At 65.8% G+C, this 25348-nt stretch carries 11 protein-coding genes; all 11 read right to left on the minus strand.

Features of this window, described 5'->3' with window-relative positions; translation table 11 throughout:
* Positions 1-41: 41 nt before the first annotated feature.
* Positions 42-3458, minus strand: a complete 3417-nt coding sequence (locus IEX85_RS01410) for an adenylate/guanylate cyclase domain-containing protein (protein ID WP_188857552.1) — start codon at positions 3456-3458, stop codon at positions 42-44.
* Positions 3459-3697: 239 nt separating this feature from the next.
* Positions 3698-5431: an AsmA family protein gene (locus IEX85_RS01415; RefSeq protein WP_188857554.1), complete on the minus strand. Its 1734-nt coding sequence runs from the start codon at positions 5429-5431 to the stop codon at positions 3698-3700.
* 740 nt (positions 5432-6171) lie between these two features.
* Positions 6172-7137 carry a tetratricopeptide repeat protein gene (locus tag IEX85_RS01420; protein WP_188857555.1) on the minus strand — a complete coding sequence of 322 codons (966 nt, stop codon included), beginning with the start codon at positions 7135-7137 and terminating at the stop codon, positions 6172-6174.
* The gene (locus IEX85_RS01425; RefSeq protein WP_188857557.1) at positions 7137-10811 is read right to left on the minus strand and encodes an eCIS core domain-containing protein; all 3675 of its coding nucleotides are present in this window, start codon (positions 10809-10811) and stop codon (positions 7137-7139) included. The genes IEX85_RS01420 and IEX85_RS01425 overlap by 1 nt, the downstream gene beginning before the upstream one ends.
* Positions 10812-10813: 2 nt before the next feature.
* Entirely contained in the window at positions 10814-12727 is a 1914-nt protein-coding gene (locus tag IEX85_RS01430) for an ATP-binding protein (protein WP_188857558.1), read from the minus strand.
* Between the two features lie 10 nt (positions 12728-12737).
* Entirely contained in the window at positions 12738-14297 is a 1560-nt protein-coding gene (locus IEX85_RS01435; RefSeq protein ID WP_188857560.1) for a hypothetical protein, read from the minus strand.
* Between the two features lie 9 nt (positions 14298-14306).
* A complete protein-coding gene (locus IEX85_RS01440) occupies positions 14307-17939 on the minus strand; it encodes a hypothetical protein (protein ID WP_188857561.1) in 3633 nt (1210 codons plus the stop codon).
* A gap of 10 nt (positions 17940-17949) precedes the next feature.
* The gene (locus tag IEX85_RS01445) at positions 17950-19683 is read right to left on the minus strand and encodes a hypothetical protein (RefSeq protein WP_188857563.1); all 1734 of its coding nucleotides are present in this window, start codon (positions 19681-19683) and stop codon (positions 17950-17952) included.
* Positions 19684-19743: 60 nt separating this feature from the next.
* Positions 19744-20643 (minus strand): hypothetical protein, encoded by a 900-nt coding sequence (locus IEX85_RS01450; RefSeq protein ID WP_188857565.1) that lies wholly within the window; start codon positions 20641-20643, stop codon positions 19744-19746.
* Between the two features lie 27 nt (positions 20644-20670).
* The gene (locus IEX85_RS01455; protein WP_188857567.1) at positions 20671-23016 is read right to left on the minus strand and encodes a phage tail protein; all 2346 of its coding nucleotides are present in this window, start codon (positions 23014-23016) and stop codon (positions 20671-20673) included.
* 13 nt (positions 23017-23029) lie between these two features.
* Entirely contained in the window at positions 23030-25222 is a 2193-nt protein-coding gene (locus IEX85_RS01460) for a baseplate J/gp47 family protein (RefSeq protein WP_188857569.1), read from the minus strand.
* Positions 25223-25348 lie beyond the last annotated feature (126 nt).

Genomic DNA, 25348 nt, shown 5'->3' on the forward strand with positions numbered 1-25348 from the left:
CCGGCTTCTGGTAGGTGCGGTTGGCCGATTTGAAGTGGCTCTTAACCCATTTGAGCGAGCCGGGCTCTTGCCGCTTTCAAGTCGGTGTAATCGGCGCTGGCCGGGAAAAGGCCGCAAATGCGGGCGAGAGATCGGTGAGCGTCTTCGGCGCGCCCTTGGTGCTTCAGGCAGTCGCTTAGTGCCAAGGCCGCTCGCAGCTCCAGCAGTCGGGCGCCCTGGTGTCTGGCTGTTGCGATGGATCGGCGCAAGCAGGCTTCGACGTACTCGACCTCATCGGGCCGGCGCTGCGCCAGGGGCGTCTGCCGGGTCAAGAGCTCGGCCTTGAGTAAGAAGAGTTCGGCCTCGAATACCGGTTCCTGCTGCCGGGTCAGCACTTGCTCGGCGTCGGCCAACTGCGTCAATGCTTCTTCGATCAGGCCGGCCTTGCCGAGGGCATCCGCTTCCAGGGTCAGAAAGTGGGAATGGAAAAGCCGGGTTTCGGTCCGGTGGAATGCGGCCAGCCCGTCGCGAATCCGCTCGATACCCTCGCGACCGGCGGTCCGTTCCGCCATCGCCCATCCAGACAGCACCTTGCCGTAAAGCAGCCAGATCGCAAAATTGTTTTCCCGGGCGAGGTCGATGGCCGCTTCTGCGCAGGCTTGAGCCTGTTCGCCCTCCCGGCGCAAGCGGTGCCGCTCTGCGGCGAAACAGAGGGTGGCGGCCAGACTGAAAAGGTGGCCGCGCTGCCGTGCCATATCGGTCGCCTCGGACATCATGCGTGCTGCCTGGCGCGAATCACCCATCAGCTCCAGCACCATCGCCAACAGATAACGGCTCCAGACGCCGGGCTCGAGCCCGTAAAGGGTGGCGTGCTGGCTGTGGAGCCGGGCGTCGTAAAGCTTTAGCGCCTCTGACAGATGCGCGTAGGCTTCCTGGAGCCTGCCGAGGAAGAAGAGCACCGAGCCCAGGGCGCAATGGGCCTCCAGCAGGAAATCGCGGTCCTTTTCCTGCTCCGCCAGCCGGAGTAGCTGCCGTCCAAGCTCGCTGGCGGTCTCGTGCTCGGCACGTACAAGGTAATGGTTCCTGAGCCCTGCCAGGATAAAGGAGAGGTCGGCCGTCGATCCCATTTGCCGCTGCAGCGCCAGGGCGCGCCGATAGGCCTGTTCCACCTCGGACGCTGCATGGCCTCTAACGGCGATCAGGTTGGGACCCAGGGAAAGTTGCAGTGCCAGCTCGGTGCGGGCGCGCTCCGGCGTATCGGGCAGCGCCTCCAGCAGCTCGAGTGCCCGGCCAAGATGTCCAATGGCTTCTTCGTTGGCCGAACGTTGTGCCGCCTGCCGTCCGGCACAATGCAGAAACTGCACGGCCTTGGGCAGGTTTCGTCCCTGGGTGTAGTGGTGCGCCAGCTCGTTGCAATGGTCCTCGAGGTGTCCCTCAAAAAGGGTTTCGATGGCCTCCGCCGTTCTTGCATGAAGCGTTTCGCGCCTTTCCTTCAGCAGACTGCCGTAGGCGACTTCCTGAGTCAGGGCATGCTTGAAGCTGTACTCCACTTCCGGAAACGCCGGACGCTCATAGAGAAACTCGCCATTTTGCAACTGTGACAGCAGGTCGCGCAGCTCATCGTCTTCGAGGTCGACGAGGTAACGCATCAAGCTCCAGGAAAATGCTTTGCCGATCACGGCCAGTGTCTGGAGCAAAGCCTTCTGGGCCAGTGGCAGACGATCGATTCTAGCGCTCAGCACGCCCTGAACGTTGGTGGGAATGTGCAGAGCGGCGGGGCGTCGATTGAGCCGGTATTGGCCGCGTACCCCACACAGCACCTGCTCCTCGACCAGGGTCCGGACCACCTCTTCGAGAAAGAAGGGGTTGCCTTCCGTCTGTTCCATGATCCTGGGCCTGATCGGTGCGAGGCTGGCGTCTTTGCCCAGCAGAGTGTCGAGCAGTTCGGAGGATTCGTCGCCCCCGAGCGGCTGCAGACGGATCTGATGGAAATGGCGGTATCCTTCCCACCGGTGGCGGTACTCGGGCCGGTAGTTCACCAGCAGCAGGATCCGCGCGCCGGCAACGTCTTCGATCAGGCTCTCGAGAAAGGCCAGCGTTTCGCGATCCAGCCACTGCAGGTCTTCGACGATGATCACCAGGGGTTGCTCGAGGCTCTCGCGCATCAGCAGTTGTTTCACCGCTTTGAAGGTATGTTGCCGTTTGAGCCTCGGATCCATCTGCGACAGCTCCGACGGCGACTCGTCGAGGCCGAGCAGAGGATCAAGGTAGCGCCGGCTCGCTTCGAGTTCCGGATCCAGTGCCTGCAAGATGGCGGTCACTTTTTCGCGGCATTGGCGCTTGTCGTCGCGGGCGCCAATCGTAAAATAATTCTTCAGCAGCTCTATCAGAGGAAGGTAGGCAAAGGCCTTGCCGTGGGACACCGAAAAGGTTTCCAGTACCCGGCAATCGCGTTCGCACAGTTGCTTGAACTCGAAAAACAGACGGGACTTGCCAACGCCCGGCTCGCCGACGACGCCAACCACCTGACCCCGTTGCTCGCGTGTCCGCGCCAGCGCCTTCGATAGCCGCGCCAGTTCGCGCCGCCGGCCGGTAAAGCGAACGAGCCCACGGTGTGCCGCAACCTGCAGCCGGGTGCGCATCGCACCGACACCCTCCAGTTGGAAGATCGTGACCGGTTCGGTGATGCCCCGGACCTTTATCGCCCCCAGCGAGCGGCACTCGAAATAGCCTTCGGCCAGTCGGTGGGTCGTCTCGCTGAGGACGATGGATCCCGGCTTCGCCAGCCCCTCGAGGCGCGAGGCCAGGTGTATGGTCTGCCCGACCGGATCGTAGTCGGTGCGCAGGTCCTCGGTGCGAATCGAACGCACCACCACTTCACCACTGTGAATGCCAACCCGGATCTGCAGCGGGCGAGCCTGCGCCATACCGCGGCTGGCGGAATAACGCGCCATGGCGTCGCGCATGCGCAGTGCGGCGAAGAGCGCGCGCTGGGCATGGTCTTCATGGGCGATCGGCGCGCCGAACAGGGCCAGAATACCGTCACCTAGGGACTTGGCGACATAGCCCTCGTAGTGATGGACCGCTTCCATCATCAATTCCAGCACCGGATCGATCAGGCGCCGGACCTCTTCCGGGTCGAGGTACTCGATCAGCGACGTCGATCCGGCCATATCGGCGAACAGGGCCGTAATGATCTTGCGCTCGCCCGCCACGGCGCCTCTCGCCTGCAGCGCGGCCTGTTCGGCGCGAATGCGGTCGGCGAGATGGCGGGGCGTATAGTCGATGGGGGCAGCCCTTTCGGGGTGTTCGGTCGCTGACGCCCGGTCGCCGAGCGAAGCGCCGCAGGCTTCACAGAATTTCGCGCCTTCATTGACCCGATGGCCGCAGCGGGGACAGCTACGCAGCAGCAGGGTACCGCACTGGCTGCAGTAGGTTGCGCTCTCCGACGTCCCGCATCCGCAATTGGCGCAGCGCATCGATGCCTCGTCTGTCTGGCCGTTCCGATTCGCCGGTAACTATTCGGCCGGTGTCACGGGTTGGCCGTTTGCTCGAGCCGAGTCTTTGTGAATCGGCCAAGGAACCTGAGAAACTATTTCGATTGTACGTACGTTACCTAAAAATCATAGTGCAGTTCCGCTGGAACCTACGAATGGAACGCTACGGCTGGAGAACGGTGAATCACAGGCTCCTCAAGACGCGGCCGGAGTCCGGGCGTTTACTTGCCTCCCCGCAGCACCATCTCGCACGGATTGGATGATGCCGACAGCCGTGACAGGATGGAGCTTGCGAGTATATTCAGGCCGGAGGTCGCCCAGGTCATGGCGCCGAACGTCACGGTGCGTTCCATGCTCAGGGCGGCGGTGGGTTTCTGCAGGGTACCGGTGACATCGAACAGCCGGTCGGCAACGCCGAGAAATCCGATGCCAAGACCACGCCTTGGAGCCGTTTTGAAGCGGAACTGGATCTTGCCGCTGCGCAGGTTGACGGCGCCGCCCCCTAGCACGTTCAGCTGGCCGGTTCTGAGGGCGAGGCCCTTGCTGCTGGTTGCGACGCCTTCGGCAATATCGAACTGCATGACGGCGCACTCCAGCCTGCTCTGGTCCCCGATCTGTTCTTGCGGCAGAATCGCGCCCAGCAAGGTATAGATAACGTCGCCAAGCGGCAGCTTCGCGGAAACGGCCTTGCTCAATCTGCCCTCGCCAACGACCATCAGGAACTGGCCTCGGCCGGACTGGATCAGGTCGTTCAGCGATGATCCCGTGCCCCTGAGATTGAACTCCACCTCCAGCGGGGCCCGCGTCGCATCGCCGCCATGCTGAGCGCTGTTGATCAGCTCGCTGAGCTCGAGCTTGCCACTGTGCTGGACGGATGCCTGCCAGCCTCTCTTGGCCGGCTTGAGGTCGATATCGGCGCTCAGGCGCCTGTTCTCGGCGCCCAGTATCAGTTTGAGGTGGCTGTCCTCAAGGTCTGCGTCGGCCTCGAACTGCTCCAGTTCATAGGTATCGAGCAGCAGCCGTCCGATGCTGAGCTTGAGAGCGCCATTGAACCCCTGCAGGATATCCTCCGGCAGTTCGCGCTGCAGCAGCGGCAGCGCTTTGTCCTCGGGTTGCCCGGACCGGCTGAGGTAGGGCTGGAGATCGAGGAGATTCGAGTTCAAGGATCCGCCTATGCGGCCCTCCTGCGTCAGCGGGAAACTCAGCTCGCCGCTGATATCGCTGCCGTCACTGGTCACCTCGATCTGCGTAAGCTGCAAGCAGCAGTCTGTGATCTGCAGCTGCGCGGCCATCTCGATGGCGGGACTTTCCGGTATTTCGATCCGGCCACTGAGCGGCCAGCCGGGACTCTTCTGATCCTGGGGCTTGGCAGGGGCTGTCGAAATGCGGATCAGGGTATTTCTATAGGTGAAGTCTGTTTCGACCTCGGGCGGCCCACCGGGGGGCTTCCTGTATCCGATGCCGGCAATACCGAGCCGATAGGCCACGCCATCGGAAGAGCGGTAACTCAGCTGCGAGTTCTCTATTCTCAATTCGTTTACCGCAACGCCGGGCGTCTCCTCGCCTGCGTTGTCGCCACCGAACGACCAGTTCTGCCGGCCGTCGGCCGCGACTTCCAGAGCGACGTCGGCGTTCTGCACCATCACCTGTTCCAGTTCGAGGCGGCGCTGCAGCAGCGCGGATGTGCTCAGCATCACCGTTGCGCGTTCTGCTCGCGCCAGGTATTCGCCGCTGCTCCACTGCGGATTGCCGATCCAGAGCCCTTTCAGGGTGATGCCCGGCGAGCGGGACCAGTGCAGGGACAGGCCCTGCTCGATTCGGACCTCGCGCCCAAGCGCTGCCGCGAGCATGCTTTCCAGATGCCGGTCCAGGTAGAGCCGGATATAGACGAGGCCCACCAAAAGGATGCCGCAGGTCACTGCGATGATCGTGACAACGGTTGTTTTAATCGCCATCTTCGTTCACTCCAGCCTGTCGTCTCGCAGACCAAAGCGCCTTTCGCGCCGGACTTGCACCCACTGAACGGGGCAGGGCGCTTGCAATCCGGCGCCGGGCTGGTACGACGACTTCACTGGCAGTTTAGCCGATAGCGTGCGCATGCTTGCGCCAGACGCCTGTCCGGAACGCGGCGCTGCATCCGATCCGGCGGATTGCCGGCGGTCAGTTCAGATCGCGGCCGCGCGGCGACGAACCGCCTGTATCTGGCGGTGTGACCGTTGGTGCGGGTTGGGGAGCGACAGGCGGGGAGGCTGAGCGCGCCGGTGGGGGGAAAATCGACAGTCTTGAATTCTGAATCGCGACTGGAACGGACTCGCTGAGCTTGAACGCTTCGTAAGCTGTATCCACTTTCCATGATGAGCACACACTTGGTGGCGCTCCAGATAGCGGAAACTTCGTAAGCAGAGTCGCTCTTGAACCGAACCTTGCACGATCGAATCGTCGATCCGTTGATTCGCCGGACCCACCAGCCTACCGCCGATGCCGTTGACGGAAAAATCCTTGGGAAACCGGAATTTTACCTTGAGGCACTGACCCTCGTATGGGACAGCATGGTATGCCTCTTCACGCCTTCTTACGGATACTATTGGACACGCATTCGCTCAGTTGTTCCAGCCGTCATCGAGCCCGTAGGCTTTAACACCGCAGTAGTGCTCCATTGGAAAATCTAGTCTCAAATCCGCTGATTGCAAAGGTTTCAGTGTGTCTTTTGCAGTATTTCCCGCGCTTTGTCGGCATAACCGTCGCTGCCCTGTGCAAGATCCGACAGCAGCGTGCGGAATTCGTCGAATGAATGACTCTGTTGCTTGGCCAGCGCCAGATAGAAGCGGTAGCGGCTGCTGTCGCGATTGGCCTGCTGAACGCCGTCGAGCATCTGCTGTGCCTGTGCGGTCTCGTGACGCGAAAGGTGCAGCACCGCAAGTTCTATGCGGGACTCGTCATCCTGCGGGATCTGCTCGACGATCTGCTGCAGGTACGCCATGGCCTGTTCCGTGTTGCCCAGACTGAGCTCGGTGAGCGCCAGGTGGCGCAGTGCATTGGCATCGGCAGGATTCAGGTGCAGCGCATTGTGCAACGCCTGCCGGGCGTCGCCGAAGTTGTTTCCGAGAAAACAGCAGATGCCGTACTGGGCCCAGGCTTCTGCATTGCGCTGGTCCAGTGACAGCGCGCTCTGGTAGCTGCGCAGGGCCTCCGCATAGCGCTTTTGCGCGGCCTGGGCGATGCCGAGCCGCACATACAGCGGACTGGCGTCCGGCTGCAATCCGATGGCCCGCTGCGCGGCGTATTCGCCGCCGGTGAAATCTCCCAGCAGCACCCTGAAACGAGCCAGTGCGTCCCAGGCAATGGGATTGACCGGGTCCTGCGCCACCGCCTGCTCGATGTGTCGCATGCCGTCCTCGACCTGCTGCAGCGCGATCAGGACCTGCCCGAGGTTACAGTGGGCCATCGATGAGCCTGGGTCCAGCGCGATGGCACTGCGCAGATGCAGCAGTGCCGGTTCCCATTGCTGCTGCTGGCTGAGCAGAAAGCCCAGGTTGTTGTGCGCGCTGGCGCTGTCGGGGTCGAGCTCGAGCGCGGCGCGATAGGCTGTCGCGGCCGCGTCCAGGTCACCCTGGCCGTGGGCCTGCAATCCCTGTCTCAGAAAATCGGCAACGCTGTTCATCAGGCAATCCTCCCGATCAGGCCTCGCAGCAGTTGATTGGTATCGATATCGGGCACCTCGAACTGGACATCGTCCAGCGAGATGTCGAAGGGTTCGCCCTCATGGTAGTGCACCGGCAGACGGATACCGAAGCGGTAGCCGGAGCCGAAGGTGTAGGATGCGAACTGCCAGCGTTCATCGTAAACGCTGAAGCCCAGCGCGCGCACGCTGACGTAACCGGAAATATCGAAGGTGAAGCTCGGCTGGGCGTGGACCGCCAGGTTGGCGCTGATATCCAGACCGTCGGAAGGCGTCCAGTCGATGTGGACGCCGGCCTCGGCCGCGCCCTCGATTCCCAGGGTGCCGCCGATTTCCAGACCGCCGGTGGCGCTGGCGCCGGTAATGCCGAGGCCGATGCCGGCACGGACCGAGAGTCGCAGTCCGGCATCCGCCGGTACCCTCAGGTGGGCGTCACCGGTGACCCGGGTGTTTTCCTCGTGCGCCGGGTTGTAGGTGATGCCGATACGCATCTCGTCGATCACACCGGGGCCGATGCCGGCGACCGCGCTCAGACCGCCGCCGACTTCGGCAACGATGCCGGGCACGATCGGTGCCTGCACGGCGATATTGAAAATGGACTTGTTGATTTCGCGCCGGGCGAAGATCTCGACTTCATTGGGTATCCCGATCTCGCCCGAAACCGTCACTTCGCCGTTGGGGTCGAAGCGGATCCCGGCGGTGCCCTGCAGCCAGGGCGCGATCTGGATGGTGGCGGAGCCCGAGCCATAGATATTCAGCGCCCCCTCCGGCAACGGGTCGCCGCTGGGGCGGCCGTCCTCGCCGACGGCGCGGTTGGTGGCGCCAACGGTCACCCGTCCCGACAGCATGCCGCGCTGAAAGGCGCCGCTGAATTCGGCGGTGAAGGCGCCGTCGTCGTAGCTTACGGTGAGCTGGGAATCGACGCCGGGAATGGCCGGCTGGGCGGTACCGCTGGCGCTGACGCGCCAGTCGTCGCCGCGCTTGTTGACGGTGACGTCGATAGAGCCCGAACGAATCGCCGGGTTGGCGGTGAGCTGAAGGTTGCCGCCGATGGTCAGCCCGGCCTCCTCGGAGTAGGCGACGCTGAGCCCCGCCTGCTGGATGCCGGGGATGTCCGGCTGCACGTCGCCTGTCGCCGAGAAGGCGCCTTCGTTGTACTCGGCGGTGATGTTGGCGGAGCGAATACCCTTGATCTTGTCGGGCTGGTCGATGCCGATGGTGCCGCGTCCGCCGAACTGACCGTTTCGGTACCAGGCGTCGATCTCGGCCCGGTCGAACAGGTTGGGGTCGAAGTTGAACTTGCCCTGCGCCTCGAACGCCTGCTCGCTCGACATGCCGGCGCGGATCTCCCCTGAGCCCAGGTTCTCGATCTCGACGCCGATCATGCCTTCCGCCCCGAAGCCACGCGTGCCGGCGAAGATGCGCAGCGAGCTGTGGGTGATGCTGATGGGGCGGGGCAGGCTGATGCCGTCTATCGGAATGGTGGCGTCCACTTCGACATCGGAGCCTGTGATGTTCAGGCCGATGCGGGTGCCGCGCAGCAGCGGGAGGTCGCAGTTGATCTGGCCGCCGGCGACCAGTCCGACGCCGCCCTGCAGCTGCGCGTTGTCGATCTCGACCGGGCTGAAGCCCTTGGCGCGCAGCCGGTTGCGAACCCAGCCCTGGACGCTGGACGGATCGATGACGCCGCCGTACATGACGCCGGCCATCGGCACGATATTCCAGGTGAAGGGCTGTCCCTGAAGATACTTGTTCTGACTATAGGCAAAGCCGGTGACGGTGCCGGTACCGCCTTCGGTGCTGCCCGCGGCCTGCTGGTAGTTCAGCTGGGTGACGCGGATGCTGGCGGCGGAATTGCGACCGCTGAAGCCCCAGCCGGGGTCCTGTCCGAGCTCGACCTGCTGCTGACCTTCGCGCCAGGGGATACTGGCGCGCTGACCGCCGTTGGGGTTGGAAAAAATCACGATGCGGGTCGGGCTGCCCTGCAGGTTGTAATGCCGGATCTGGCGTTCGTTGAGCACGTTTAGGCCGCTGAGATGGGCGCCGGAGTTGATCTGGTCGATGGTGTAATGGTCTTCCGGGTGCCCGGCGACACGCATGGTGGCGCCGTGCTGCGTTATGGTGACCTCGTCGCGGGCGCGGGCGTTGATGGCGCTGCTGCGCACGGTGTTGGCCGACCAGACATGACGCCCGAGGGCCAGCAGGTCGTCGATCTTGCGGTTCAGCTCGTTGTTGATCTTGGAGCCGGAGCTGCGGTTGGCGGAGGATTCCAGCAGCCAGAAGTTGGCGATGTCACCGTCGGCGCCGCCGAGCTGGAATTCCCGCTTGTGGTCCACGTCGTAGGTACGGAAGCTGCCCTGGCGATTCCAGCGCGGCCGTTTGAGCTGCTGCACGATCTGGGGTTTGGTCCCCATGATGAACTGGTTTTCACGCTTCAGCTTGAGGTAGTAGGCCGGCTCGTTGTTGATGGTCATGCTCGGCGCATCCGCAACCTTGGTGGTCAGCGCCGAATCCAGGCTGCCCTCCTGGACGGCGCCGTCCCAGACGCTGCTCTGGGTATTGTCCCGCGTGCGCCCGGCTTCGATCACGCAGGGCTGGGGCGTGAACGGCTTTTTCACGCCCGGCAGGTCGATTCGCGGCAGGGTGATGGTATGGGCGCTGCGGTCCATTTCGCCGAGCGTCGGGTGAGTCAGTACGCCGTTGGTCGCCAGCGTCGCGCCGCGCTGCGTGGCACGCTCGGTTGGAGTCGCCGCCGGTGCGGCCGCGCTTGCGGCACCGCCGGCGCGATAGATCTTGCGCGCCACCTGTCGCCCCTGCTGGATCACGTGGGTCAGTTCGTGGGCAAGCAGTTCGCGTCCCGCTTCGGTTTCCGGCGTGAATTCGCCGGGGGCGAAGTAGATGTCGCTGCCGACGGTGAAGGCCCGTGCGTTGAGCTCCCGGCAAAGTTCCGCCGCCTCGTTGTCGTTATGGATAACGACATGGGAGAAGTCGTTGCCGAACTGCTGCTCCATGTCCTTGAGGACGGCATCGGGCAGCGGGCTGCCGTTGCCGCGGCTGTTCTGGATTTTCTGCTCCAAAAGGGCGGCGGAGGTTTCCTCCTGCTCTTCGCTGGGCGCCGCCGCTTCGGGTTCTTCCTCCTGTTGCCGCCAGAGTTTCGCCATCAAGGGTTCTTCTTCCTCGTCGCCCGTTTGACGCCGGAGCTTGGTCTGGGCTTCCTCCTCTTCGCCCTTGCGCCATAGTTTGGTCTGCGCGGTTTCCTCTTCCTCCTCGAGCTGGCGCATCAGTTTGGTCTGGGCGGCTTCCTCTTCTTCCTCCCGCTGGAGTTTCGGCTGCGCGGCCTCTTCCTCCTCCTGACGCCGAACCTTCGGCATCATGGCTTCTTCTTCCTCTTCGTCGGCCTGACGCGCAACGGTGCGGCCGACAACGCGCTGGGCGGAAGCGACCGGCGGGGTTTCCTCGTCCGGGGCCGGGCGGGCACTGCGCCTGACGTCCGCCGCCACGGCATCGGCTTCCTTCTCCTCGGCATCCTGGGGATCGCTGACCTGTAGCTTGCGCTGGAGGTAGGCCGGCTTGCGCAGCTTGCGCCGGGATTTGGGAGGTCCCTGGGTTTTGCGCTGTGTCGTGGCTTTGGGTTTGCTGATCTGCTTGGCGTCCATGACTATTTGCCCAGGTTGTCCAGAGCGCCGGGCATGCTGCGCCCGAGTTTCTGGTATTCCCGCTGTATCGCCCGCACCAGGCGTCGCGGTTCTATGGGTGCGTCCGCCGACTGGGTGCCGGCGGCGGTCAGCACCGCGTTGCGAATCTGGCCGCCGCTGAGGTCGCAGTGGCTGGCCAGCGCGCGAACGACGTCGTCGCCGGGTGCCCGCGTTCCGAGATGGCTGTGCCAGAGGCGCTGGCGTTCGGCGAATCCCGGGAGCGGAAAGTCGATGATGACTTCGATACGCCGGTTGAAAGCGCTGTCGATGCGCTCGCGACTGTTGGTGGTCAGGATCACGATGCCGGGATGGTTCTCGATGCGCGCCAGCAGGTAGTTGGTCAGGTTGTTGGCGTAGCGCTCGCCGGTCTGCTTGGCGTCGGTGCGGCTGCCGAACAGCGAGTCGGCCTCGTCGAAAAGCAGTAGCACGTCGCAGGCGGCGGCCTGGTCCAGCAGCAGCCCGAGATTTTTTTCCGATTCGCCGATGTACTTGTTCATCACCGCGCCGAGGTCGACGCGGTAGAGCGGTGCACCGAGGCGGTTGGCCAGGTAGCTCGCCGCCAGCGTCTTGCCGGTGCCACTTTCGCCGACGAACAGGGCACGCAGTCCGCTGTTGCGGCTGGCCTGCAGGGTGCATCCGAGGTTGTGCCAGAGCGACTCGCGCTGCTGCGCCCGCAGGATCATGTCTTCCAGGTAGCCCTCTATCAGGGGTGGAAATACCACCGCGTCCCGGGACACGTTGCGCAGTACCGGTTGCGCCAGCAGGCGCAGCCTTTCCGCGCCATGGGCCTGACGTGCCAGACGTACATGCTCGGCGTCCACGGGGGTGGCGCTTTGCGCCGCGTAGCGGCGGGCACTTTGCGCCAGCTGCGCGATGCCGGGGCCGCTGAGAAGCACGCTGCCGCTGAGCTGACGCGCCAGCGATTCCTGTTGCAGCGCCTGATACCAGAGCTCGTAGCGCTGTTGCTGATCCGGCAGGCCCAGCAGATATTCCTGACAGGCGTCGCCGGTAACGGCGCCATCCGGGTTCAGGACCATGATGGCCGGATGGGCCAGGGCCTGCGGCGGCAGGTGCAGCGCGTCGCCGGCAGCGAGTTCTAGCTCGATGACCGGCAGCCAGCGGGCATATCGACAGGCGAGGCGGAAGGGTTCGCTGTCCTGCCATAGCCGCAGCGGCGTCAACAGCGGCTGCATCGCCAGCAGCCCTGCCAGCTCCTGCGCCATCAGGCGTCGCCCGCTGCCGGGGTGGCCGCGAAGTATCAGCGTCTGCAGCTGGCCGTTCAGCAGTGGCCGGGCGAGTTCCGGCAACGCCTGACGGGCGGAGCCGGGCAGCAGGCTGCGCTCGCCGCCGCTCAGGGTGTGGGTGCCGGGCCAGGGCCGGCTGCGTTCGTTCAGTACCGACCAGAAGGGCGCTTCGATGCGCAGGTTCTGCAACGGCAGCGGGCCTTCGCCCTCGAGCGTCAGGAGCGAGCGCGTCAGCAACGGACTGTTGACCAGGTCCAGCGCGTCCCTTGGATCGCTCTTAGGGAACAGACTGTTGATCAGTTCCAGCGCCAGATGGACGCTGAGGGCGCCGCCGGTCTCCGGGTGCTGCAGTTCGTGCAGGGCGAAGGTAATCTGCGGCCGGGTTTCCGCGAGACCTGCCAGCACCAGCACGAAGGCCTCTTCCGGGTTCAGTTCGAGTTCGGCGATGCATTCTGCCAGGCCGCCGCCGCGGGGCGGCCAGTGCCGGCGCATCGCCAGGTCGCACGCAGTCCATTCGCAGTCTTGGTCCGCTCCGGTCTGAGCGCTGCCATAGCGGGCGATTCCGGCCTCCGCCCACTGCAGCAGGGCGGTGAGGCTGGAATCGTTCATCGACAACAGTGCACGGTCCGTCATCTCAGAGTCCTCAACGGTGATCGGAGCGCTGCCCGAAATGGAACTGCACGACGCGACCCAGCCAGGGCAGCCAGCCCGGGTTCAGGTCCAGGCCCGCGAGGCGCACCTCCAGGCGGGTGTGTGACATCTCCAGGTGCATATCCAGATGGCTCGCGCTATAGCGAACGCGCGCCGGCAGCGCGAGCAGCGACGGCTGCCAGAGCCCGGATGCGCCGTACCAGTCCTGCGCCAGCGCCTCGATGCGCGGGCGCTCCGGCAGCGCGGGCAGCGCGGCGAGATCCTCGCGATCGTCCAGCCCGAGCTGCATCGCCAGAAAGGACGTCAGCGGATCCTGCTCGTTCAGATCGAGCAGCTGTGCCACTCGATAGAGCCAGATCCAGCCACTGGGCAGCGCTTCGCGGTAGTCCGCCATGATCGCCTGCAGGCCGGGCCGGTTCAGAAAGTTGAGCAGATAGAGGGCGCCGCCCTGCCCGGTATAAAACTCGGGTTCCGCCCCGCCCCCTGTCTGCTGATCGTCCGGCGCCCTTATGGCGACCCGGTGCAGCGGGTGTGGCCGCGGATTTTCACTGTCGGGTGCCGGTGATTGCGCTGTTCCCCCGCTCGCCGGCAGCGCCTGAATCGAAATAGTGGGCGCGTCGGAACGAGAGGGACGACGGTTATCCAGCGCTCGGTTGCAGGATTCACCTGGGGCTGCTGGTTTGTAAGCCGATGCGCTGGGCTTTGCCGCAGCGCCGTGCCGCGCGCTTTGCGGGGTGCTTTCTGTAGCAGGGCGCGGGCCCGGGGGCGGTGCGGCAGTGGATTGCGCGGCGCTGACGGGAGACGGAACAGGCCCGTTGCCGGTGGTGTCGCCCAGGCGCTTCGCGATGGCGCTGACAGTCGCCGTGGCGGACTGGATCAGCATCAGCGGGGCCGATTCCTGTGCCATCAGCAGGGCCGACAGCTGAAAGCGGGGGCTGTCGGGCGTCAGGGTTTGCAGTGCCGGGCGCCAGCGCGCCAGAACCTGTGGCGCCAGGCGGACGTCGGCACGGCTGCGGGGCGCCGTCGCCCGGCTATCCAGCCGGTAGCCGTTTTTCCAGCACAGTTCCGCGATCAGCTGTTCGGCGCTCCTGTCGTCCAGCGCCTGCCAGACCCGGGCAAGCTGTTGCCTGCCGTGCAGACGCTGTGTCAGCGCGTTGAGGTGCGTCAGGTTGTCTGCCAGCAGCGAGCCGATTGCCTGACCGGGCGGCATCCCGAACAGACGTGACCAGCGCCGCCAGTACCAACGTTGCGCGGCGACGCCCGCGGCGAGGTCCGACAGCAGCGCCGCGAGCATATCCTGTTCGCTGGCGAAGCGCATGATGTTGCCGGGGTCGCCGTCGTGGTGAAGGTGGCGGCGCACCTGATCCAGCAGTGCCGGCGCTATGCGATCGGCGCTCCCGGTAACATGTATTTGCCGAACGAAGACGATTTCGTCGGCACCGGTCTCGGGCCAGCTGGCCTGCTGCAGGTTTCGGCTCACCCGGTCCTGGGCGTCGGCCGGGCCGCGGATGCGCAGGGTGCGAATGTTGGCGTCGCAGCAAGGGGTCAGCATGGCGGGGCTCTACCTGCTCAGGTTGCCGACCACCGCGAAGCGGGAGTCGATGCGAAGACTGGGCTGCACCAGGTTGACGATGCGGACCTGGGTGCTGTCGGGGCTGTGGTCCTCCACCGCAAGCTCCGCCGCCACCTGCTGGTCAAGGTCCAGAAGCTGCAGCTTGACGCCCGGCAGAACCGCCCGGTTGAGCCGGACCCGGAATCGCTCGCCGGGTTGCGCCACACGCGGTGCCACGAAGACCGTGCCCCTGACGATTTCCCGGGGATCGCCCAGCGACGCGAAGATCAGGGCGGCGCGTATCATGTTGCGCATGGCGCTGCGGCTGGCCGCGTCGGCGTCATCGCTCAGTTGCCGGAACCACCAGTCGATGAGTTCGGCAAGGGTACGGGTGGCGTTGAAGTCGTCCTGTTCGGCCCGTTCCAGACCCGGCCACCAACCCACCTGCTCGACGCGGATACGATCGTCCTCCGCCAGTTGCCCCCACTGCAGACGAATGGAGCCCGGGAGCAGTGAGAGTTTCTCCAGCAGGCAGGCCTGGCACTGCTCCAGCCGCTCGCGCAGGGTTTGCGCCTGTTTACGCAGATCCCCCCGACCGCCCTGGGCCAGATCCTCCAGCGAGAATACCCTGGCCGCCTGCTGCTGCGTCTTCAGGCTGCTGGCGGTAAAGGCCGGCAACGAGAGCCTGGACCATTGCTGCAACACCGAGCGGGTCTGCAGCTGCACGTTGTGCAGGCGCGCCTGCAGGGTGCCGGTCCCGCTGTCGAGGCCCGAGGGCTTCGGCCGGGCTTCGAAACGGGCCTGACGCAGTTTGCCGAGATAGCCGTACCTGTCGAACGGCGGCAGTTTGGGGCGCAGCGGCCTGAGGCTGGCCCAGTCGTCCATCGGAATCTCGCAGACGGCGTCGAAGAAGCTGTCGAGCTCCTGTGGCAGGCTGGCGTCGGTATCGCCGTCGCAGCCGGGGACGATGTCGTTGCGGCCGCGATGACGCAGCGACAGCGGATCGGCCAGGGCGACGGATACCGGCGTTTCGCGCACCCGCACATAGAAAAGTCCCTGCAGCGCGGTGGTCAGGATGCGCGAGCGCTCGAGGTTGGCGTCGTGGGCCTGACGCCAGTCCTCTTCGAGCAGGCGCTGAGCCACGCCGTAGTCGCCGAGCTGTTCGTCGAAGTCGCGGTCGAGGTTTTCCAGGGTTTCGCGCGCGACCCGGATCAGGCCGCTGAGTTTTTCGATCTCGGCGAGTTTGCGGGTGTGTTCGCGCAGTTTGCCCTGCAGCTTGCGTTCGATCCGGTTGTAGCGCCCCTCGACAATGGAGATCCACTGGGTCAGCACCTTGCCGGCATTGAACAGGGCTTCGTAGCGCTTCTGACTCGCCACCAGGCCACGCAGCCGCAGTTCTTTGGCGCTGTCGCCGGCGGCCAGTTCCCTGGCCCGGGCGTCGATTTCGTCTTCGAGCCGGGACGGGTCGACCAGGCCGAAACTCTGTTCGCTGGCCTTGAGTTTCTTGCGCAGTGCCGAGGCATCGGTGGGGTCGAACAGGTCCTGGATCGTGGTCACCAGATCCTGCATGCCGAAATAGGCCTTGCGGTACTCGTTGATTTCGGGGCTGATATGGTCCAGCACGCCGAAGCGGAATTCCTTGGCATCGAAGGCCGGCTTGCTGACGGCGCTCTTGCCGAGGTTGGCCAACAGGTCGAGGCGCTGCTTGTTGATACCGAGCTCGAACGCGGAATAGGTCTCGGGCTTGGTGGTCAGGTAGGTGGGCGTGCTGCTGATGCTGGTGTTCAGCGCCGAGGTCAGCAGGTTGCTGCTGAAACTTTTGCTGAGGCGGGTCGCGGTTTCCGTTGTCGGGGTGGCCGTCCCGGCCGTTGCGGCGGTGCGCTGCACCGGTGCCGCCGCCGTGACGCTGGCGGTGGCGGCGGAGAGTTCCTCAGGAATCAGATTGGTGTTGAGGCTGGCGTAGGGCAACCAGCGGGCCACCTGGAGGCCGTTGCCGTCGCCCGCGACACCGCCGGCAAGGGAAGAGAGCGCGACCGTCTGCGAGTCCAGTTGCTGGCGCATCAGCAGCAGCAGGTCGCGGGTCTTTTCCAGCCGCGAGCGGACGGTGCGGATCTGGTTTTCGATGGCTTCGAGTTCCACCAGTGCCACGGCGTAGCGAATCACCAGACCGTCTTCGTCCGGCACGGGCACCGGCGGCGGAACCGGGACGTCGTCGACGGTGACCAGCCAGTTGCGATAGAAATCCGGCTGCGCCGGTACGCCGCGATCGTAGGGATAGGGCGGGGCGGTGGACGCCGCAGATCCGAGCGCCTGCAGCGCACGGCCGATGACGTTGCCGAACAGGCTGGCCGGGGCGATCGGCGGTAACGCGGGCTTGGGCAGGTCCAGGTGCCTGAACTGCGCCGGATCCAGCACCCGGTGTTCGATCGCGGGCATGCCGTCGGGGCCGGTCAAAGGCGCTTCGTTGGAGGGCTCCACGAAGTAGAGCCGGTCGAACTGCACCCGCCAGCGATGCCAGGCGTTGTAGGCGCGCATGTAAAAACGATAGATATCCGCTTCGAGCCGCGTGTCGGTCGGCGGAATGTCCAGCAGGTCGGGGCGGTAGTCGCGGCGGTCGATCGCCAGCAGCAGGCGGATGTTGTCACCGCCGCCCTGGCGCAGGTCGATGACCCGTCGCGGCAGGTGTCGTGCGATCAGTTCCGCGACCGAGTCCGACGGCACCGGCACCATGTCGATGCCCAGGTGCTGCGGCAGCCACAGCAGGCCGGGTGCGCCGGCATCGGGGTTCTGCAGCCAGGGAACGGGCAGCTGACCCGCGGCGGGGAGATAATCCAGGTGCAGGTCGGTGCCGAGAAAATCCTGCAGCGGGGTGTCTGCGTTGCCCGGCTCGCCGTAGCGCTGCATGGTGCGGCGCAACGCCGCGCTGACCTGATTCAGAAGCACCCGGTAACCGGCACCGTCGACCGCCTCGTATCGGCCGGCAGCCTCCGACACCCAGCTCACGCTGTGGTCATCACCGCTGCTTTCGATCGCCAGCAGCGCCAGCGGCACGGCCTGGTTGAAGGCGCCCAGAAACTCGCCGTCGACGCGGTCTGCGGCGATCCAGTTCTGCAACTGCTCCGGCGGAGTGGTGGCGACCACTTCCGGCGCTATGGCCAGGCGCCGCAGCTGCACGCTGGTGACCGCCACCAGACGCGAGTCCCGGGTGGGGTCGAACTCCGCCCGCTGGCAGGGCTCGACGCCGGGGGCATCGATGGTGTCGAGCGTCTGCTGCAGTGTCAGGTAGTAGACGCCGGTGGCATCGGACGTGGCCGTGCGGGTCAGGTAATGCTCGATCAGGCTGCGCCATTCGGCCTTGAGCGGGGTTTGCAGGTTCAGCGTCTGCCCCTGCGGCGTAAGCGCAAGCCCCGGGTTGACGACGAAGGTGTCATGGTCCGCGAGTCCGCCTGCGCCGCTGCTGCCAAGGCGCAGGCCCTGAACCACGCCGGCCGGCCGGCTCTTCAGCAATGGTGCTAGGCGCGCATCGGCGTAGGCCTGCTGGCGATCGAACTCCTCTTCGCCGAGGTGACGCCCGGCGAACAGGTGCAGCCTCTCCAGTGAAGGAGCGCTGGCAATGGGGCGGTGCAGCACGATGAACGGCATGGTCGGCTCCTTAGTTGATCTGTCCCACCAGTTCTTCCCAGCGCCCGGCAAGATCGCCTTCGATGCCGCTGTCGGCGGCACTGTCGAGCACGATCTTGCCGGTGACGGCGGGGTGACGCTCATCCGCTTCCTGCAAGCGTTCAAGCAGCGCCGGCAGCGTCTCCCGCTCGATCAGCACCTGCAGGGTCGGCCAGACGACGGCGTCGTAGTGCCGTTCGACCCGCAGCAGGAACTCGTTGGCCTGCAGGACGCCGGCTGCCCGGTCACCGGCGCGTTCGACGAGCCGTCTCAGCGCCTGCATGCCGTCGTCGTCCGGTGGTCGGCGGACCTCGGCCAGGCGCTCGAAGTTGATAAAGCGCAGCAGCACGCTGTCTTCGTCCTCGATAACGCTGCCGGGATCGGATGGCGTGGTCGGCACCGAATCATCGCTCGCCGGCGGTGGCTCGACCGGCTCCGGCAGTTCGCTGCCGCGGGCCAGGACGATGCCGCTGACCGCGGTTTCCGCGGCACGGATCGGGCGGCGCACATACAGCAGCTGGCCGTCGGCGACGGCATCCCAGATGTGCTGCCAGACGCTGGCATCGGTATCGAGCGCGTGCACCGGCTGCACCGGGTAGAGCTTCAGGCGCAGCAGATCCAGCTGCGGCAGACGGCGGCTCCCGGGGTCGTAATCCCGTTCCAGCTGGCGGGCGTAGAGTCCATAATCCTGATTGGCCAGCGGCGCCAGCACCACGATGTCGATGCTTTCACGGCTGTTGAGATCGATGTTGGGCAGTTCCAGCGACTCGCTGCGAATCAGTGCCAGGTCCGACAGTCGTATGGGGGCGACATGGACGTTGAAGTGCTCGGGGAAATAGCCCTGGTGGCCGTTGACCGCGTCGACGGCGTCCTTCGGTACGGTGCCCACCGGGGGCAGCAGGCTGAAATAGTCGCGGGCCGCGAAGTGGTTGTCGAGACTGCCGCCGGCGCGTGCCGTGAAAATATCCGCCAGCAGCGCTTCGTACTGGCGCGACAGGTCCCGCTGCTGATCGGCGCTGCCGCCCTGCGGCCGCGCCGGCTGACGCAGTAGCTGACTGTCGAGCCATTGCGCGGTGTCGTTCTGGATGGCGATAATCCCGAGCGCCACGCTGTCCTCGGGTATCAGCGCATCGGCCAGCCCGTTGCCCAGCAGTTCGCGCATCAGACTGGCGCGGATATGCAGCGGATTCTGCTGCGGCAACGGCAGCGGCAGGGGCACCAGCCCCAGCTGCACCGATTCCGTTACCAGGGCGTAGTCGGCGCCGCGTTTGGAGGCCAGGTCGGTGGGGAAGACCTCGGCGATGTCGGTGGCCACTTCGACATACTTGAGCACCACCGCGTACAGCCCGCGGTTGAAGTGCCGGTATTTGCTGTTGTTCAGCTGGGCGATAAGCGCCCGGTCGCCGAGACTTACCAGCAGCTCACTGCTGAGCTGCAGAACCCGTCCGAGTGCGGTGACGGCCTGTCCCGGCTGCAGCCTCAGCAGGCCCGAAAAGCTGTCATATTCCAGTTCGAGACCGGCAATCACGCCCTGTCCGAGTACCTTGCCGACTTCCCGCAGGCGCTGATCGAGGTAGATCTGGTCCCGCTCCAGGTCCTCGGCGGTAAGCAGGCGTCCGTCGAAGTAATGGGTGCGGGTCATGCGCGGGTCGATATCGGCGATATGCTCCAGGCTGTCGCCGGCGGCGACCGGATCCCCGAGGGGTTGAAACAGTATCTCGCTCATGGTGTCTCCTCGCAGCTTTCAGGGCCTTGCCGCTCAAGGGCGCGCAATGCCCATGTCGGTTCAGGCCTGCCGGTTGAGCCAGGCCAGCTGGCTGGCGGTGGTGAGGAAGGGGCGCACCAGATTGTTGATGCTGATCCGTTCCGGATTCACCAGAATATTGGCAGGGTCCGTGGTGTCGATGCTGATCCGCGCCAGCAGCAGACGGGCGCCGGCCTCGAGCTCGTCGGCCAGGTTGGTGGTGGCGACGCCGCCGGCATCGAGCGCATGCAAGAGCCTTGCATGCAGGCCGAGCTGTGCGGCCGCCGCCGGGTTGCTCAGCTCCAGCTCGTCCAGCGTCTGCTGTTCCGCGGCGCTCAGGGTCGGCGGCGCGTCCGCGACCGGCGTGTGGCTGGCCCAGGGGGCAAAGCGCTCGTCGGGTTCCGGCGGCAGTTCGGGAATCAGCTCCAGCTGCACGCTTTCGGCGGTGCGACTCGGCTGCACCGCATCGGTACTGAGGTTGAGCTTGCGCGTCAGCACCGGTTGCCTGGCCAGCGGGCAGTCCTTCTGGCGTACCGTGACCTTGAGCCAGAGCCGTTCGGTACCGCCGTCGTAGCCTTCCAGCAGATCGCCCTCGCTCTGGGCGTCCAGCCACTGGCGCAGATTGATGCAGTAGGTTTCGTGCACCAGCACCTCGCGGCCCAGACCGTCGACGGCGATCCCCGGGCTGACCTGAAGCCGCACCAGCACATCGTCGCTGTCGTTTTCGTGGCTGTCCGGGTCCATGCTGACGCGCAGGCCCGCCAGGGTGCCGTAGCCGTGCAGCCAGTACTGGTGGCGGGTGAGGCGGCGCCGGTGGTAGGCCTGCTCGTCGCGGGTGGCCTCGAGCCCCAGCATCATGCCGGCTTCGTAGGACACACGGCGCAGCGGCTCCGCCAGCTGGTCGTCCTGTTTCAGTGTCGGCAGGTCGTCCTGGTCACTCATGGGACCTCCTCATGGTTCGTCTCCTTGTCAGGCGCCGGCGTTGATATCCCGAGGCGAAAACGCCGCCGGGTTGTGCAGCAGGCCTTCCTGTCCGATACGGGTTTGATCGAGGATTACAGGCGCCGCGTCGGGCTGCCTCTCCAGATAGGTGTCCACGCCGAGCAGCGGCGACGTACCGAGTATGAAAGGCTGCTCGGTTTCGATAATGCGCCATTGCAGGTGGGCCGCAAGCTGCTCTCTCAGCATCGTTTCGACGGCGCCGCGTTGCTCGCGGGCGCGGCCGTGCAGCAGCACGCTGACGCGGTGCCCGTAGCGCTCGAAAAAGGCTTCCACCGCGCGGGCCTCTTCCTCCGTGGCCAGCTCCGGCGCGAACAGCGCCAGAAATTCCCGTGCGTTCATATCGGACAGGATCAGGCTGTCGCCGACGATACTGTTGCCGCTCATGCCGGTGCCGAGGGTCAGCGGGTGCTCGGCGTCGTCCATATTGCGACCGAGGATGGTCGCCAGGGTGCGCCGCAGGCGGAAGTTCTCCAGTACCACGACTTCACCGCGTTGAACGCCGCCGTCGGTAAGGATGTCCAGCGCCAGGTTGACCGCGGGCAGCGTGCCCTTGTATTGCTGGATCAGGGTGGCCTGTTTCAGCCAGCGCCGCTGGCGCGGCAGCGGCCAGTGCCCGGGCAGTTCGGTACCGAGCGAGCGGGCCAGCCACTTGAGATTCTGAGGCGGTGCCGAATCCGGGTGCAGCAGCTGGTCGCTGGCGGCGATACGGCCCTCGATGGGGGTCAGCACGCCTTCGAAGGTCGCCAGCAGCCGCTCACGGGTGTCGGCGCCGTTGGCCGGACCGCTGGCGTTGTCGGGGTCGAACTGCAGTTCCTGGCGGTACAGCTCCGGCAGGTAGGCTTCCTGATAGGAAAAGCGGGGCTGGTAGACCCGGATGGCGTGCAGAACCGGGGTGGTCCGGCCGTTCCCCTGCAGCCGGATCTGCAGCTGCAGATAGCGTCCGGCGAGCCGGCGAACCGGGCCGGAAGGACGCTGCAGCAGCAGCTCGAACAGTCCGCGCCGGCCCGGTTCGTGCCCGGACAGGGCCTGCTGGAACGCCAGCTCCGATGGCAGCGGATTCCACGCCGGCGCCGGCTGCTCGACAAGCTCCGCGCTGCCGCGCTGATCGGGGCTGTCGTAGACGCGCGCGGCCAGGCCGATGGAGCAGCCCGGCGGTATGCAGGCGTCGAGGTACACCCGGTGCCAGAGGGTGTTGGGCGCGCCGGAGTCCATCACCTCCTGCAGCAATGCGCTGGCCTCGAGGTGGTAGCGGGGCTGGCGCAGCGCGTGCAGCTCCCGCGGCCGCGGGTCGAAATCCGGGTAATCCGGGTCCGGCTGAGCCTGGTAGCGCAACTGGCCGTCGGCGCAGCTGGCGAAGCGCGGCACCGCCAGCGACAGCATCGGATAGCGTTCCCTGATCAGGCGGGCTTCGCCGCCGGCCTCCGTGCTGCCGGGATACAGCGCCAGTACCGGGCAGTCTCGGTGGCGGAATTCGCCATCGTCGGCCTGCCGCGGCGCCAGCGCCGCCAGACGGCCCGGTGCCGCCAGCGCGAGGTCGACGGCGAAGGGGGCCTCTTGGTCCAGCGTGAAGTGTTGCAGCGGGCGGTCGGCTATCGGGGAGCGCGCGCGGGCAAGAATACGCTGGTTGCCGGCGCCGTCGTGCACCAGCATATAAACCCGTTGTTCATCGCCGCAGATCGCCAGGGCTTCCCAACCGGCCGGCAGTGGCTGCTGCCAGGCAAGGCCGAGCGCTCCGGGATTGGTGGTCAGGGGCTCGAAGCGGTCGTCCTGCGGCGCATAGGACAGTGGCAGCGGCTCGCCGGTGCAACGCATCAGCCGGTCGGCACCGATGCACCAGATGCCGTTGTCGGCATCGACCCAGGCGCGGCGGGGCGCGACCGGCAGTGAGCACAGGGTTTGCCAGCGACGGCGCAGGTGAAACAGCAGCAGGCCATGTTCATCGACATCGTTGCTGAACGGTGCGGCAAGGCGGCCTTCGCGGTTCAGGCTCAGATCCCGCAGGGTGCCGGCCGGCGCACTCAGGGCGTTAAGCGTGCCGTCCTTGAGCGTCATCCAGCCGCGACCGCTGTTGAATTCGACAGCGGTGGCGTCGGCGCCGAGGCGCGCGACCTGATAGTAGGCGTCCACCGCCATCGGTGTCGAGGCCTGCCAGGCGGCGATAGCCGCTGCCGCATCCCCCGCGGGCAGTCGCAGACTCTGGTTCTGGGCCAGTGTCAGGGCCTGCTTGCCGGCGTGCCACTGCAGCCGCCGCGAGCCCTCGGCGAACTCGGCTTCGCTGCGCAGCAGGAAGTAGGGGGTGTTGTTGACGTCCATCAGCAGCGGTCCATCAGCAAATATCCGGTATCACCGGTACGGCGATGCCGTCTCCGGGTTCCGCGGGGGCGCCCTGCAGCGGGCCGATACCGCCTGGCAGCGGCGGCGTGTCACCCGCACCGCCGATGCCGGCGCGGACCCCGACAAGCTCCGGCAACTGGTAGTCGCTCAGATCCAGCGCCTCGGTCGGGGGCAGGCGGCGCCAGACGGTCTTGCCGTCCACACGGGTCTGTTCGAACAGCGCCACGGCGTTGACCGCCTGCACGCCCTCGACCCTTGCCGCCTGGGTCAGCAACTCGTTCGCCCGCACCGCACGGCCCAGGGGCCAGCCTTCGGCGCTGGCGCCGCCGGGCGCCAGCGGCCACAGGTACCCGGTGATGGCGGTCTGTACCGAATTGAGGGTCTGCTGCTCGGTCTGCGGATCCCGAACCTGAACCAGGATGCTGACCGCAATCGGCACGAACTGCGGGCTCAGCACATAGAGTTCGGTGCCCACCAGAATCCGGCTGAGCAGGTGGTTGAACAGGTCCTTGAGCAGGCCCTTGGTGGGCTTGGGCCAGTTGCCGATGCCGACCCGTGCCGGCGGCAGCACGAATACGCTGACGACCCCGGGCACATCCCGTTGCGCCGCATCCAGGGTATTGCCCGGCAGAAATCCCTCCATCACCTCGGCGCGGGCCACCGGGTTGACGGGATTGGCGCGGCAGATCTGCTGGAAGTCGGCGGCGGTAACGGCGCGGTTGCGGTGGGTCAGGAAGCGGGGGATGCGCTGCTCGGCCTGTTCCAGGCTTTCGGCGTCGCGCCCGCCGCGCAGTGGCCATTCGTGGCGCAGCTTGAAGCGGGGGCTGCCGTCGACGATTTCCTTGATGCTGCCGGCGGGCAGGTTGCCGTCCTCGCCACCGCCGTAGCGATACCCGGCGACGCGAATGCGGACGCCCCGCGGCGGGCGGCGGCCGTTTTCCAGGCCGTCTCCGAAGTAGACATGGCCCGATTGCGGGTCCAGCCGGTAGACCCGGGCGTCCGCGCCCAGGCCGGCGAGATAGTCGACGCCGCGCCAGGCGACCCAGGCGCCGTCCTCTTCGACCTGCAGGTCCAGGGAGGCGGCGTCGATCTGCTGATCCGGCAGGCTCACCACCTGATCCGGCAGCCCGGTGCCGAGACCGACAATGCGGTCGCGGCGCAGGCCCTGCGCCACCACCTCGACGCCGTTGAGGCCCAGGTAGCCGAGCACGAGTTTGGGATCGTCCGGGCAGCGCAGTCTTATCCAGAGCGCGACGCGGGCCGCATCGACGGCATCGTCGAGCGCCGGTGGCAGATTCTTGCTGCCGTCGAACATGGGATCGGCGTTGGCGAAGTCTGCGAACAGGGCACTGTTGGCGGGCAGCCGCAGCCGCACCACGCCGGCCTGACGCCCGCCCAGTGAAGTGTCCGAGATCAGATCCAGCGGCAGAAAACGGGTACCGCCGTCGGGACCCTCGGCCACCAGTTCCCACTGCAGCTCGCGCGCCTCCATGTCGCTGACGCTGTCGCCGTCCAGATCGTCCGCCGGCGCTATCGCGACGTTGAGGCGAATGCCCGCCAGATTGTCGCGCAACAGATCGAGATGGTCGTCCAGTTGCCTGGGTGCGATGCACGCCAGATAGAAACTTTTGTCCAGGCTGCGGGCAAGACTCAGCGGTTCGCGACCGATATCGAAGCGCCGCGGCTGAAAGGGTTTCGGGGTTTCGCCCTTGCGCAGACCGAACTGCTCGTGCAGATCCTGAAGTGTCATGCCCAGCTGCGCCAGATCGTCGGTGCTCAGGCTTTGTTTGATCAGCACCTGCAGCCCCAGGCAGGTGGGCTGAAGCTCGCCGACGCAGGTCAGGCTCTGCTTGCCGCCGCGTAACTGGGTGCCGTCGTTGAGCAGCGGCGGCAGCGTGACGCTGGTGGGGCCTGCATCGACGCAGACCAGGCCCCGCGCCGGGCGTGCCGGGCGCAGCGGGATCTGCAGCAGATTGAGCAGAATGCGGCGCTGGCGCTCGGGAATCAGGTTGGCGCGGTAGAGGATGGTTTCGGTGAGCCAGGCAAAGAGGTCGATAAACCCGTGCACCGGATCGCCCGGCGCGACCTGCGTCAGTTCCGGCAGGTGGGTGGCGAGGCGCTCCCTGGCTTCGGCGACCAGGTCGTCGAAGCGGCGATCGTCCAGATTGGGGACCGGTAATGGCATGGTCTCTCGTCCTCCTTTGCAGACAGCTTGAAAAGCTATCCGCGTTGCCGAATGCTTCGTTAAAACAGGCTCACAATGCTCATTTAGCCCACTAAACCGCGCTTCTTCGCCTGTTTATGCCTCGCC

Origin of the sequence: Marinobacterium nitratireducens (assembly GCF_014645375.1) — a bacterium.
In the GTDB taxonomy this organism is placed as follows: domain Bacteria; phylum Pseudomonadota; class Gammaproteobacteria; order Pseudomonadales; family Balneatricaceae; genus Marinobacterium_A; species Marinobacterium_A nitratireducens.

What these genes read in the sequence shown, in the direction of transcription:
- IEX85_RS01415 (WP_188857554.1), bottom strand. Translation starts at nt 5,431, where the DNA reads ATGGCGATTAAAACAACCGTTGTCACGATCATCGCAGTGACCTGCGGC.
- IEX85_RS01435 (WP_188857560.1), bottom strand. Translation starts at nt 14,297, where the DNA reads ATGCTGACCCCTTGCTGCGACGCCAACATTCGCACCCTGCGCATCCGC.
- IEX85_RS01430 (WP_188857558.1), bottom strand. Translation starts at nt 12,727, where the DNA reads ATGACGGACCGTGCACTGTTGTCGATGAACGATTCCAGCCTCACCGCC.
- IEX85_RS01460 (WP_188857569.1), bottom strand. Translation starts at nt 25,222, where the DNA reads ATGCCATTACCGGTCCCCAATCTGGACGATCGCCGCTTCGACGACCTG.
- IEX85_RS01445 (WP_188857563.1), bottom strand. Translation starts at nt 19,683, where the DNA reads ATGAGCGAGATACTGTTTCAACCCCTCGGGGATCCGGTCGCCGCCGGC.
- IEX85_RS01420 (WP_188857555.1), bottom strand. Translation starts at nt 7,137, where the DNA reads ATGAACAGCGTTGCCGATTTTCTGAGACAGGGATTGCAGGCCCACGGC.
- IEX85_RS01455 (WP_188857567.1), bottom strand. Translation starts at nt 23,016, where the DNA reads ATGGACGTCAACAACACCCCCTACTTCCTGCTGCGCAGCGAAGCCGAG.
- IEX85_RS01450 (WP_188857565.1), bottom strand. Translation starts at nt 20,643, where the DNA reads ATGAGTGACCAGGACGACCTGCCGACACTGAAACAGGACGACCAGCTG.
- IEX85_RS01410 (WP_188857552.1), bottom strand. Translation starts at nt 3,458, where the DNA reads ATGCGCTGCGCCAATTGCGGATGCGGGACGTCGGAGAGCGCAACCTAC.
- IEX85_RS01440 (WP_188857561.1), bottom strand. Translation starts at nt 17,939, where the DNA reads ATGCCGTTCATCGTGCTGCACCGCCCCATTGCCAGCGCTCCTTCACTG.
- IEX85_RS01425 (WP_188857557.1), bottom strand. Translation starts at nt 10,811, where the DNA reads ATGGACGCCAAGCAGATCAGCAAACCCAAAGCCACGACACAGCGCAAA.